Genomic DNA, 12,494 nt, shown 5'->3' on the forward strand with positions numbered 1-12,494 from the left:
GGACACTTGTGTGCGTGACCTGGGGAAAGTCACCGTTTGCCGTGGCTGGTGGTCGTGAGTGGTAATTCGGGTTCAAACCCGAATTACCACTCACGACCACCAGCCACGGCAAACGGTGACCTTGTTTCCCCAGGGTCACGCACACAAGTGTCCCTGTAGCACTAGCTCCCGACCCGATCCGGGGCCGAGCCGTGTCACGGCCGTGATCACCGCACCGCAGGCTGTACCAGGTGCGAACTGGGGTCTTCCTGCGCTGGCTGGCGCATCCGCTGCTCGTCGGCGCCACCGCGGTGCTGCTGCTGAACGACCACGTGTTCAAACACGTCTGGCCGGGACCGGTCACCGGCAAGCTCAGCGACGTCGCCGGGCTGCTGGTGGCCCCGCCGGTGCTCGGGCTGCTGCTCGGCCTGTTCCTCGCCCGCCGCACCGCCGCCGCGGCCGCGGTGCTGGCGACCGGGGCCGGGTTCGCGCTGGTCAAGCTGACCGCCGCGGGCGCCGGCGGCGCATCGGCGGCGTGGTCGGTCGTCAACGGGCCTTCGGTGGTCCTGGCCGATCCGACGGATCTGGTGGCGCTGCCCGCGCTGGGCCTGTCCTGGTGGGCCTGGCGCCGGGTGGCGGCCGCCCCTCCGGCGCTAGACGGCGCGGCGGCGTTCCGGGTGCGGGTGGTGCTCGTGGCGCCATTCACCCTGCTGGCGATCACCGCGACGTCGGCCCCCTCCACGACGCTCCCGTCGGTCGACTCCGTGAGAAGCCAAGGCACGCAGGTGATGATCGAGGCGGACGGGGGGATCTACGTCTCCACCTCGGGCGTCGACGGCTGGAGGTTCCTGTCGGAGGCACCCCCGACGCCCTGGCCGGAGCCCCGGCAGCAGGTCGAAGCCTGCGCGCCCGAGGCCGCCGAGCACTGCTACCGGGTGCACGGCGCCGATGTCGTCGACTCCGAGGACACCCGCGGAGGCCGCCTGCTCGGCGTCGACGAGACGACGGACGCGGGCCGGACCTGGCACACGGCCTGGGAGGTGCCCGCCGCGCGGTGGGACTTCGTCAAGCGGCAGCACCCGTTTCCCGGCTCGGTGACCCGGGTGTCCAAACTGGCCAGTGTGGCGCTCTCCGTCCGCGCCGTCGCGGGTGGACACCAGGTGATCGTGGCCAACGGGGTGGAAGGGCTGGCGGTGCGCGGTCCCGACGGGGCCTGGCGCCGCGTGCCGGTCGTGGTCGCCGAAACCGGGCTGGACCTCCGGCCGGCACCGCTCACCGCGTTCGGCCGGGTGATCGGGGACGACCTCCTCACGGCCGGGCCGCTCGCCCTGCTCGCGATGCTGATCGGGACGATGGTGGCGGCCGGCCGGGTGCGCGCCCGCCGCGGCCGCGGGCTCGTCGCGGCGCTCCCGATCGCCTTGTTCCTCTTCTTTGCCTTCCCGCTCAGCGGCATCGTGGTGGTCTTGGGCTCGAACGCCGGGTCGACGACCGGACTCTGGCTGGTGACCGCCGGGTGCCTGATCGCCATCGGTATCGCGCTCGTCGTGGTGCCACGGCCCCTGGTCTCGGCACGCATGCTGGTGGTCGCCGCTGCCGGCGTCCTGACCGGACTGGCCGCCGTCACCCCCGCGCTGGGCTGGACGCTCGGCCACCCCCAGGAGCACGCCTCGACGGTCGCCCTCGGTCTCATCCTCGCCGCGGCGTGCCTGCCGGTGGCCGCCGCGGCCGGCTGGTGGGCGGGCGCGCGCGACCCGCACGTGCCGGTGGATCCGCCTTGGCCGCCGATGCCGGGAATCTAGCTGGCGCCGGTGCCCTCGCCCGCAGCGGGACGAGGGCGCCGGCCCGGTCAGCGGTCAGCGGTCAGCGCTGCAGGGTCAGCACGCCCGGCCGCCAGGGCAGGTGGTTGTAGTCGGTGCCGTCGGAGCTCGGGTCCCGGCCTTGGTAGAGCAGCTGCAGGTTGCAGGGGTCGATGGTCTTGGTCTGATCGGGGTTGGTGCGGACCAGGTCGCCGTGGCTGATGTCGTTGGTCCAGGTGGCGCCGCTGTTGGCCTTGCCCGCGAAGGGGTTGCTCTCGGTGGCGGCTTGCGGGGTCCACGTCCCGCCCAGGCTGGTGGCGGTGAACGAGCGGAAGAAGCGGCCGTTCGCGCCCATCGCCTCGACGATCATCAGGTACTGGTTCTGGTCCTTGACCTTGTAGACCTCGACCGCCTCGAACAGGTTGGCCGTGGTGTCGCTCATGATCGTCGTGTACGACGAGCCGAAGCTGCCGGGGAAATTCCCGATCGGCATGCCGGCGCGGTAGATGTTGCCGTTGTCGCCGGCGAAGAACAGGTACATGTTCGTGCCGTCGCCGATGAGGGTCTGGTCGAGGGGCGCCCCGCCGGGGATGGTGCCGGTGAACAGCGTCTGCGGCGAGGACCAGCCGTTCGCGTTCGTGGGGTCGCTCGACGTCCGGTAGCTGAACGTGGTCGGGCCCCACTGGTAGGCGAGCACCCAGATGTTCTTCGGCGCGAAGTAGAACAGGGTCGGGGCGACGGTGCCGGTGGTCATCCCGTTCTGGCCGGCCGAGGCCAGGTCGGACCAGTTCGTGAACGGGCTGAAGGCCATCGAGCCGTACGCCCCCGCCGAGTTGGTCGTCGACCCGTAGACCACGTGCTTGCCGTTGTAGACGACGCTGCTGAAGTCCTTGAGCGCGACCCAGTCCGATTTCGGGTTCGCCAGCACGCCCGTCGAAGACCAGCGGTAGGTCGAGGGGAGGGCGCACGAGCCGGTGTCGCCCAGCCGGACGAGCTGCCACTGCTGGTTGGCGCCCTTCCAGTCGCCGTACTGGACGACGGCCGCGCCGTCCGCGGTCGAGGCGCCGGTCACCTCCACGGCTTTCCCGCTGTTGCGGTTGAGCAGCCGGAGGTAGCCGCCGTCGGAGTCGGCGAGGCTGAACTGCTGGTTGGTGCCGTTGAGGTCGGTCCACTGCTGGACCTTCGCGCCGTCGGCGGTCGACCAGTTGCCGATGTCGAGGACCTTGCCGGAGTTCTTCGACTTCAGCCGGTAGTAGCCGTTGCCGGAGTCCACGAACTGCCACTGCTGGTTGGCGCCGTCGTGCCGGGACCACTGGTGGATCGCCGCGCCGTCGGCGGTGGACGCGCTCGCGACGTCCAGCGCCTTGCCGCTGTTGCGGTTGACGAGCACGTACCACGCACCCGGGTCGACGGTGGCCGCCGACGCCGCAGCGGGGGTGAGCACGGCCGCCGCGGTGGCTGCGAGAACGGTGCTGAGCAAGGTGATCAGCGCGCGCCTGGCACGGCTGCGCCGGACGCGACCCGCACGGTGGGATGACCTCATGGGTTCTCCTTCGCGGACTTGTTCGCGCTAACAATCAGGCTCGAAAAATGTAATCATTCGCGCGCTCACAGTCAACGTTTTTCCGTTGTCGAATATATTCGACAACGGAAGCGGAAACGACCATTTGCCCTAGTCGCCGGGCAGCAGCAGCCCGGGCGGCGGGGTCTCCCACTCGTCGAACACGGGTGGCGTGGTGTAGTCGTCGACGCTGACCTCGGAGAGGTCGACTTCGCCGCCGGTGAACCGGGCGCCGCGGAAGCTCACCTCGCCGCCGGTGAACGCGGCGCCGTCGAACTGGACGCGGCCCCCGCTGAATTCGGCGTTTTCGAATGTCACCCGGGCGCCGTCGAACGTGGCGCCGCCGAACCAGACTTCGCCGCCGCTGACGTGCATTCCGTCGAACGAGATCCAGCCTGGGGGGAATCGGGCCAGGCTGAGCAGCAGCCGGCCGCCGGTCATCCGGATGTCCGCAAAATCGGCCGAACGGAGCACGGCCCGGAGCAGGTTGAACTCGTGACCCTGCCAGCTGACCGGTGCCCCGGGGCGGAGGTGATCGCTGATCACGCTCGTGATCGAGAGGCGCACCTCGGATTCCTCGTCGTGGTACCACGGCGAATTCACCGCGGGCTCGTAGGGAATACGCAGGTACGCGCACAGCACGTCGATGCACACCTGGCGCTGTTCGAGCCATTCGTCGGCCAGGCTGGCCATGGCGTAGACCCCGGCGAGCCGGACGGTCGGCTTCTCGTGGCCGATCTGGGCGCACGCGCAGGCGAAGCGCTCGTTCAGCACCTTGACGCGCTCGCGGGCTTCGGCGACCTCGCCGATCCGTTGCTTGCGGTAGGCGACCACCAGTGCGACGACCCCGCCGACCCCGGCCACCACCGACAACGCGATCTTGACGACGTTCAGCCGGGTGTCCGGGCTCGGCGCGGCGGGCAGGCCCAGTGCCAGCCACAGGAGCGCGGCGGCGACCGCGAACACGCTGAGCCCGATCAGCACCACCGCGACGATGTGCCTTCGGATGGACCAAAGTCCGGTGGTCTGTGAATTCGTCGAAGCCACGGCGAGATCCTAGAGCGCGGCCCCCGATCCGGTCGGGCCACTCGAAGCCGCTGGGCAACGCCTGGCTGCTCGCCGAGCACGCCGACCCGGCGGCGCCGGTCCACCCGTCGGGGAACTTCGCCGTGCCCGGCGCGGTCACCCCGGAGCAGGTGGCCGCCGCGCGGCACGCGCTCGGCTGCGGCGACCTCGCGGAGATCCGGCGCTCGACCCGGGATCCGCTGACGTTCCAGCGGTTCTGGGACAACCTGACCGGCGCCTGGCACCGGACGGGCGTCACCGTTCCCGCGGATCCGTCCGCAGCCGAGCGGAAGTTCTGCGGAGGGCCGTGAGGCGCCCCCACAGCGTCGCGGCCGAGACGGCGACAGCCAGCAGCGCGACACTGCCCGCGACGTCCAGGACGTAGTGGTTCCCGGTGGCGAAGACGTCCGCCACCATGAGCGCCGGGAACAACCACGCCGACAGCGCCAGACGTGGGTGTGTGCCCCGCAGCGCCGTCCACACGGCATACGCGCACCACAGCGACCAGCCGACGTGCATGCTGGGCATCGCCGTGTGGTGGGTGGGATGCGTCCAGCTCTCCAGGCCCAGGAAGTCGTACCGGGCAACGATGTCCACCGTGCCGGGCAGGGCGAACCGCGGCGGCGACATCGGCACCGCCCAGTAGACCGGCAGGACCAGGGCCATCATCGCGACCATCGTCCGGCGGACGTGGCGGTAGACCTCGGCGTGCCGGACGAACACCCACAGCAGCACGCCGGCGACCACCAGGTAGTACAGCCGGTACAGGTACACCGCCAGGTGGCCGAGGACCGGATGCGCGGCGAGCCAGGCGTTCGCGCTCCGCTCGATGTCGAGGTGCGCCAGGTGTTCCACGGTCTGCAGGGCCAGCGCATTGGCTTCGGCGGCCGCGAAATCCTTGCCCACGAGGGCGTCGAGCCGCGCGAAGATGAAGAACCACAGCACCAGGAAGCCGGCCTCGACGAGCACGCCGGGCCGCCCGCCGGTACCCCGGAAGAGCGCAGCCTTCACGCGGGCAGGGTCCGCCGCAGGAATTCCGTGGTCAGCTCCCAGGCCCGGGCCGCCGCTTCGGGGTGGTGGAACATCGGCGCCACGTTGTTGTGGAACGCGTGCCCGGCCTCTTCCTGCACGTGGATCTCCGCACCCGGGTGCGCGGCGACGGCCGCCTCCACCACGGCCACGTCGGAGCGCGGGATGTACGGGTCCTGGCCGCCGAAGTGGAACTGGATCGGGCACGCGATCCGGGAAAGCCCGTCGATCTGTGCCGCCACCGTCGAGCCGTAGAACGACACCGCCACGTCCGGGTCGCCCTCGGCCGCCGCCGCGAACGCCAGCGAGCCGCCCAGGCAGAACCCCAGGACGCCCACGCCACCGGTCGCCGACGGCAGCGAACGCAGGTGCGCGACCGTGGCGAGGACGTCCGACAGTCCCAGCGCCGGGTCGAAGGAGGCCGCCACCTTCATCGAAGCGGCGACCCCCGCCTCGTCGTGGGTGGCGGACCAGCCCGGCGCCGTCCGCCGGAACAGCTCCGGGACCGCCACCACGTAGCCCGCGGCGGCCAGGTCCGCCGCGACCGAGCGCAGGTAGTCGTCGAGGCCGAAGATCTCCTGGACCAGCACCAGGCCCGGCCCGCGGCCGGACGGGGGCTGCCACATCGGGAGGTCGGCGAGCATCGGGTTCGTCACCCGATCACCGTACTGGTTCGGTGGCCGGGAGCGTCCTAAGTTGAGGTGCCGACCAAGGAGGCGTGATGGCTGAGCGGACCAAGTACGTCCTGGACGAAAGCGATCTCCCGACCCAGTGGTACAACGTCATCCCCGACCTGCCCGAGCCGCCGCCACCGCCGTTGCACCCTGGCACGCGCGAGCCCGTGGGCCCGGACGACCTCGCGCCGCTGTTCCCGCAGGCGCTCATCGCCCAGGAAGTGACGACTGATCGCTATGTCGACATTCCGGAAGAGGTTCGGGAGGTCTACCGGCTCTGGCGCCCGTCGCCGCTGTTCCGGGCGCGCCGGCTGGAGAAGGCGCTGGGCACCCCCGCGCGGATCTACTACAAGTACGAGGGTGTCAGCCCGGTCGGCTCCCACAAGCCGAACACCGCTGTCCCGCAGGCGTTCTACAACGCAGCCGAAGGCGTCACGCGGCTGACCACCGAGACGGGCGCCGGCCAGTGGGGGAGCGCGCTCGCCTTCGCCTGCGCCCAGTTCGGTCTCCAGTGCGAGGTCTGGCAGGTGCGCGCGTCCTACGACCAGAAGCCCTACCGCAAGCTGATGATGGAGACGTTCGGCGCGACCGTCCACCCGAGCCCGTCCGAGCTGACCGAGTCCGGTCGCGCGATCCTCAAGCAGCACCCGGACTCCACCGGCAGCCTCGGCATCGCGATCAGCGAAGCCGTCGAGCAGGCGGCGCAGGACCCGGACACGCGGTACGCGCTGGGCAGCGTGCTCAACCACGTGCTGCTGCACCAGACGGTCATCGGCGAAGAAGCGCTGAAGCAGTTCGAGCTGGCCGGCGACACCCCCGACGTCCTGGTCGGCTGCACCGGCGGCGGCTCCAACTTCGGCGGGCTCGCCTTCCCGTTCCTGCGCGAGAAGCTGGCCGGCCGGATGAACCCGGTGATCCGCGCGGTCGAGCCGGCCGCGTGCCCGTCCCTGACGCGCGGCAAGTACGCCTACGACTTCGGTGACACGGCCGGGCTGACGCCGTTGCTCAAGATGCACACGCTGGGCCACGAGTTCATCCCGGACCCGATCCACGCGGGCGGCCTGCGCTACCACGGGATGTCCCCGCTGATCTCGCACATTTACGAACTCGGCCTGATCGAGGCGCTGGCGATCGGCCAGCAGGAGTGCTTCGCGGCGGGCGTGCGGTTCGCCCGGTCCGAAGGCATCATCCCGGCCCCCGAGCCGACGCACGCGCTCGCGGCGTGCATCCAGGAAGCGTTGCGGTGCAAGGAAACCGGTGAGGAGAAGGTGATCCTCACGGCGCTGTGCGGCCACGCCCACCTCGACCTGCCGGCGTACGGCGCGTACCTCGCCGGGAACATCGTGGACGACGAACTCTCCGAGGCGACGCTCGAAGCCTCGCTCGCCACCCTGCCGTAGTTCGTGAAGGCCACCTTCACGAAGTTGACCTTCCTCAAGGTGGCCTTCACGAAGTTCACCTTCCTCAAGGTGGCCTTCACGAAGTTCAGCGGACGTCCGGGACCTCCGGGCGGGCCAGCTCGGTGCGGGCGGTCGCCAGGACCACGCGGTCGCGGCCGCCCGCCTTCGCTTCGAACACCGCGTCGTCCGCTGCCTGCAGCAGGATCGTGTACTCGGTCGCCGTTTCCGGGTACACCGCCGCGCCGATCGAGGCCGTCAGGCCGCTGATCACCTCGGGCTTGCCCGGGCGGATCACCGGGACCGGGACCTCGATCCGGGCGATCGCCGTGCGGATGCGGTCCGCGACCGACGTGATCTCCGCGCTGGTCGTGCCCGGGAGCAGCACGACGAATTCGTCGCCGCCGAAGCGGCCCACGTAGTCGCCGCCGCGGACCGAGCCCTGGATCGCCGCCGCGACCGCGCGCAGGACCTCGTCGCCCGCCAGGTGGCCGTTGCCGTCGTCGATGGCCTTGAAGTGGTCGATGTCGATCATCAGCACGCCGGCCGTCGAGGACAGCTCCGCGGCGCGGGCCAGCTCGTTGCGGGCCAGCTGGACCCAGAACTCCGGCGCGAGCAGGGCCGTCTTGGAGTCCGTGCGCGCGGCCGCCTGGAACTGGGGGAGCAGCAGGCCGATGTGCAGCGCCACCGGCGTCACCATGAGCACGGGCAGCAGCCATGGCCGGACCGTCATCACCAGCGCGATGCCGCAGCCGACGCCGACCGCGGCCAGCACGATCAGCACGTCGGACGGGTTGCCGAACGCCTGCCGCGGCGGCTTGCCCGGGTTGCTCAGCAGGATCGCCACGATCACGAGCACGTAGTTCAGGCCGAAGTAGACGATCCCGGACGTCAGCAGCGCGATCATCCCGCCGAAGCCGTCCAGATAGGGAACATAAGGCGCCACGTGTCCGGTGCCGGCCCACAGCACCGCCCCCGCGGCGGCGCACGCCAGGATCACCGTGGCGCCGGAGAACACTTTCCGGTGAATCACGCCCCGCCGTTTGTAGACGCGAACCCAGGAATGGGCATAACTGACGACGATGACCAAGGTGGCCAACGGCGGCGGCAGCAGGAGCAGCCCGGCGAAGATCCAGATCGACTGCAGGTGCATGTGCGGCCGGCCGTCGGCGGCCAGCTCGCGGATGCGCTCGATGCGTTGCGCCGCTTCGAGATGCACGACCTCACCGGCGAGGATCAGTCCACACCAGAGCAGCGATTGGGTGGTGATCGGCACCAGCGCGGCCGTCGAAAGGACCGCGATCAGCGCCAGTGCGTCGACGATGAGGACGTAGCCGAACACCGGAGTGGCCAGCTTCCACATCGCCCACCTTCGGATACCTGATCGTGGACGTTCTGAGCTGGGCTTTCGCCCTGGGGACCCGGACAATCCCACGAAACGCCCTTCTGCTCAGGATGGAACTCTTCGCAGAATTCGTCACTGTAATCGAATGAACGCGGTGTGTCACTAGGCTGGTCGGGCTACCGTCCGGTCACGCACTGTGCAAAATCCCTTACGAACTGGAGAAATCATGTCGCACTTCCTGCCCAACGCCAACATCGTCCCGTCCCGCCGGCGCGCGCAGCGGCCGACCGACTGGACCCGGCAGCTCCCCACCGACTGGACCCGCGCGATCCCGACCGACTGGACCCCGCGGCAGCTGCCGACCGACTGGACCGCCCGCGAACTGCCCACCGACTGGACCGTCCGCGAGCTGCCGACCGATTGGACCCGGCCCGGCGTCGCGCCAGCGCAGTGCCCCACGGACTGGACCCCGCGCCGGATCCCGACCGACTGGACGCGGCCCTGACCCGTGCCCGGTGACCGGTACCCGGCGGGGCCGGTCACCGGGGATCCGGCTGTGCCCGCCGCCACAGCCGGGCCGCACCGAACGCCGCCAGCACACCGATCGCCCCGGCGCCCGCGACGACGCCGTGCGGGGCCACCCGTTCGGCCGCCACGCCGGCCAGCACCACGCCCAGGCCCTGCGAAACCCGCAACGCCGTCAGCGCGAACCCGAACGCCTGGGCGCGCTGGGCGTCCGGTGTCAGCTGCACGAACGTCGTGTTGGCGATCAAGTTGTACGAACTGGCCACTCCGGACAGCGTGAACAGCGCCAACGTGGCCACCAGGTCCGGTTTCAGCGCGCAGCCCAGCAAACTCGCGCAGGCCAGCACCGCGAGCGGCCCCGGCAAGGACGCCCGCTGCGCGTGCGGGATGCGCGAGAGCACGGCCATGCCGGCCACGTTCCCCAGCGCGAACGCCCCGAGCAGCAGTCCGACGACCACCGCGCCCCCGCCGAGCTCGGCGGCGTACGGCGCGGCGATCGCCTCGCCCGCGATGTAGCACCCCGACACGCACCCCAGCGCCACCAGGGCGAGCCGCTGCCGGTCGCCGGCCACGACGGACCAGCCCGCCCGGACGTGCGGCCACCACCGGACGCCGGAGGTTTCGCGCGGCGGCCGCGGCCGGACGCCGGCGGTCAGGAACAGGGCCGACACCGCGAAGCTCGCCGCGTCCGCCATGAGGGCGCCGCCGGTGCCGAGGCCGGCCACGAGCAGCCCGCCGAGCGCGAACCCGGCGACCTGGCCCGCTTGCACCAGCATCATCAGCAGGCCCATCCCGGGCACGAACGTCTCGCCCGGCAGCACCTGCGGCAGCAGGGCCGCCCGCGCGGAGTTCCAGACCGGGTTGAACAGCTGGACGCCGACCAGCAGCGCCGCCACCACGGGCAGCGGGAGCCCGGGCGCCGCCATCGCGGCCACCGCGACCGCCCGCAGGACGTCCGCCAGGACCATCACCGTCCGCGGCGGGTGCCGGTCGGCCAGCCCGGACAGCAGCGGCCCGCCGACGAGGTCCGGCAGGAACGTCAGCGCGTAGGTCAGCGCGGCCCAGCCCGGCGAGTTCGTCCGGTCGTAGACCAGGATCGACAGCGCGACCCGGGCCAGCTGGTCACCGGTGACCGAGACCAGCTGGGCCGAGAACAGCGCCCGGAACTCGGACACGGCGAGGACGTCCCGGAAGCTCACCGCGCGCGCCGTCATGGGCACACAGCGTACCGCCGCGGACGCCCAGCGTGAACGGCCGTTAGGAGGTCACTGGCCTTCGCCGCAGACGATTTTCGGCTGCGGGTTGTAGTGGACGGTCCGGGTCGAGCGGCTCACTTCGCGGCCGGTGGCGACGTCCTTCAGCACACGCGTGTCGGAGGTGGTGAACCCCTGCGCGCCGTTCGAAGCGTGGCAGTTCTCCGCCGGGCCCGGCTTGGTCGGCGGGTCGCTCTGGTTGGACTGGCCGCCCGGGATCGACTCGACGGTGTAGCGCTTGGTGCCCCACAGCTTCACGGTGATCGACGACGACGTCCAGATCGTCTGGATCGCGATGCCGGTCGGCGAGTCGTTGGTGAACTTGAGGTCGATGACGCTGGACCCGTTGGGGTTCTGGAACACCGTCGCCTCGCGCGCGGCGGGGTAACGGCTGATGTAGTAGCTGTGTTCCTTGTGCCCGGCGTCCTTCAGGCCCGCGAAGTAGGACGCGTTGTACAACGTGGTCGCGAACTGCGAGATGCCGCCGCCGACCTCGCGGCCGGGGGCGCCGTCCTTGATCACGCCCGCCTCGACGTAACCCTGGGCCGTGCCGCGCGGGCCGGTGAAACCGTTGAGGCTGAAGGTTTCCCCGGGCTTGACGATGGCGCCGTTCACCTTCTGGGCGACGGTCCGGATGTTCACCCCGGAGTCGGTCGCGAACTTCTCGGTCTTGAACTCGCCGACGACTTCCTTGATGCCCAGCTGGTTCGCCTGGTCGGTGGTCACCTTCGCCGGGCTGTCCTTGTAGATGGCCGGGACCTCGCGGCCGTCGGTCTTCTTCAGCACGTCGGGCAGCGGCTTGAGGCTGGGGTCCCAGTCGACGGTCCGGCCGTCGGTGGAGGGGTCGACCGCGGGCTTGCCGCCCTCGAAGACGACGGTCGCGTCCTTGCCCTCCTTCTCGGTGGACTTCAGCTGCGGCCCGGCGGCTTCGGCGATCTTCTTGTTGTCGATCTTCGGCGTCAGGCCGCCACCCTCGGCCGGTTCGAAGCTGAGCGCCGTGGCGATCGCCTCCGGCTTCACGGTCGCGTTCTTGCCTTCGCCCTTGACCACCAGCGGGCCGGAGACGGCGGGCCGCGCGAAGCCGTCGAGCGCCGCCTGGACGCCTTCGGGCGTGGTGCGCACCGGCGTGTTCGTCACCGGCAGCGCCAGGGTTTCCCCGCTCGCCCACTTCTCGACGACGGCGGCGGTCGCGGCCGGCAGGTCGAGCTTCTGCCCGGTCTTCGGCGGCACGGCGACCGGGTCGACGCCCTCGAACTTCACGGTGCCTTCGACCGGGTCGCGGTCGACCTGGCCGCGCAGCGTCTCGAGCGCGGCGGTGAGCTTGGCTTCCTCGGCGTGGCTGACGACGCCGACCTCGCGGCTGGAGAACAGCGACGACAGGCGCGTGAAGGGGTTCAGCGGCTGCTCGCCGGCCTGGTCGAGGGTCTGCGGCCAGTCGAGCTTCAGTCCGGCGAGCGTCGGCGACAGCGTGCCGTGGTACTCGCCCGCGGTGACGGCGAGCGGGCGCGTCAGCCGCGGCTCGATCTTCCCGCGCAGTTCCTGCTCGGCCGCCTCGCGGCCCATGCCGCCGACGTCGACGCCGGCCACGGTCACCCCGCGCGGGACACTGCCCTGGCTGATCAGGAGGTCGATCCCGTAGATCGCGACCAGCACGCCGAACACGCCGCCCGCGATCAGGCCGGCCTTGCGGAAGGAGCGCTTCGCGGTGGCGGGGCCCGGTGCCGGCTCGGGCCGGACGACCGGCAGGACGTCGGTCTGCTCGCCGTGCGAGTCGGGCCAGTGCGGTTCGTACGGCAACTCTCCACCCCTTCGACGCGGCACCGGGTTGCGTCGGTGCCGGGATCAGCGTACGGGGCACCCGGACAAGCCG

General features: G+C 70.9%; 11 protein-coding genes. 4 read left to right on the forward strand and 7 right to left on the reverse strand.

All coding sequences use genetic code 11. From position 1 onward, the window contains the following. Positions 1–230 precede the first annotated feature (230 nt). Positions 231–1,778 carry a hypothetical protein gene (locus ACLJQF_RS41000; RefSeq protein ID WP_410615692.1) on the forward strand — a complete coding sequence of 516 codons (1,548 nt, stop codon included), beginning with the start codon at positions 231–233 and terminating at the stop codon, positions 1,776–1,778. A 61-nt stretch (positions 1,779–1,839) separates the two neighbouring features. Here the strand turns inward: ACLJQF_RS41000 and ACLJQF_RS41005 are convergent, their stop codons facing one another. Together ACLJQF_RS41005 and ACLJQF_RS41010 are read right to left on the reverse strand one after the other, a co-directional pair. Beyond that, positions 1,840–3,318 (reverse strand): non-reducing end alpha-L-arabinofuranosidase family hydrolase, encoded by a 1,479-nt coding sequence (locus tag ACLJQF_RS41005; RefSeq protein ID WP_410615693.1) that lies wholly within the window; start codon positions 3,316–3,318, stop codon positions 1,840–1,842. Positions 3,319–3,447: 129 nt separating this feature from the next. Beyond that, positions 3,448–4,320 carry a pentapeptide repeat-containing protein gene (locus ACLJQF_RS41010; RefSeq protein WP_410615694.1) on the reverse strand — a complete coding sequence of 291 codons (873 nt, stop codon included), beginning with the start codon at positions 4,318–4,320 and terminating at the stop codon, positions 3,448–3,450. Positions 4,321–4,364: 44 nt separating this feature from the next. Between ACLJQF_RS41010 and ACLJQF_RS41015 the strand changes: the two genes are divergently transcribed. Then, positions 4,365–4,712: a hypothetical protein gene (locus ACLJQF_RS41015; protein WP_410615695.1), complete on the forward strand. Its 348-nt coding sequence runs from the start codon at positions 4,365–4,367 to the stop codon at positions 4,710–4,712. On the opposite strand, the gene ACLJQF_RS41020 is transcribed toward ACLJQF_RS41015, so the two are convergent. Beyond that, complete coding sequence (locus tag ACLJQF_RS41020; RefSeq protein WP_410615696.1) at positions 4,657–5,412, reverse strand: phosphatase PAP2 family protein; 756 nt, start codon at positions 5,410–5,412, stop codon at positions 4,657–4,659. The genes ACLJQF_RS41015 and ACLJQF_RS41020 overlap by 56 nt on opposite strands. After that, on the reverse strand, positions 5,409–6,074 hold the full coding sequence (locus tag ACLJQF_RS41025) for a dienelactone hydrolase family protein (RefSeq protein WP_410615791.1): 666 nt from the start codon (positions 6,072–6,074) through the stop codon (positions 5,409–5,411). The genes ACLJQF_RS41020 and ACLJQF_RS41025 overlap by 4 nt, the downstream gene beginning before the upstream one ends. 77 nt (positions 6,075–6,151) lie before the next feature. Between ACLJQF_RS41025 and ACLJQF_RS41030 the strand changes: the two genes are divergently transcribed. Beyond that, positions 6,152–7,504 carry a TrpB-like pyridoxal phosphate-dependent enzyme gene (locus tag ACLJQF_RS41030; protein WP_410615697.1) on the forward strand — a complete coding sequence of 451 codons (1,353 nt, stop codon included), beginning with the start codon at positions 6,152–6,154 and terminating at the stop codon, positions 7,502–7,504. 85 nt (positions 7,505–7,589) lie between these two features. Here ACLJQF_RS41030 and ACLJQF_RS41035 read toward each other — a convergent pair whose 3' ends face one another. Next, positions 7,590–8,864, reverse strand: coding sequence for a diguanylate cyclase (locus ACLJQF_RS41035; protein ID WP_410615698.1), 1,275 nt, complete (start codon positions 8,862–8,864; stop codon positions 7,590–7,592). Positions 8,865–9,072: 208 nt separating this feature from the next. On the opposite strand from ACLJQF_RS41035, the gene ACLJQF_RS41040 reads away from it, so the two are divergent. Beyond that, a complete protein-coding gene (locus ACLJQF_RS41040; RefSeq protein ID WP_410615699.1) occupies positions 9,073–9,351 on the forward strand; it encodes a hypothetical protein in 279 nt (92 codons plus the stop codon). A 34-nt stretch (positions 9,352–9,385) separates the two neighbouring features. Here the strand turns inward: ACLJQF_RS41040 and ACLJQF_RS41045 are convergent, their stop codons facing one another. Together ACLJQF_RS41045 and ACLJQF_RS41050 are read right to left on the reverse strand one after the other, a co-directional pair. Beyond that, positions 9,386–10,585, reverse strand: coding sequence for an MFS transporter (locus tag ACLJQF_RS41045; RefSeq protein ID WP_410615700.1), 1,200 nt, complete (start codon positions 10,583–10,585; stop codon positions 9,386–9,388). A 51-nt stretch (positions 10,586–10,636) separates the two neighbouring features. Next, positions 10,637–12,421 (reverse strand): VanW family protein, encoded by a 1,785-nt coding sequence (locus ACLJQF_RS41050; protein WP_410615701.1) that lies wholly within the window; start codon positions 12,419–12,421, stop codon positions 10,637–10,639. Positions 12,422–12,494 lie beyond the last annotated feature (73 nt).

It is taken from the genome of Amycolatopsis sp. lyj-109, assembly GCF_046548995.1.
GTDB lineage: Bacteria > Actinomycetota > Actinomycetes > Mycobacteriales > Pseudonocardiaceae > Amycolatopsis.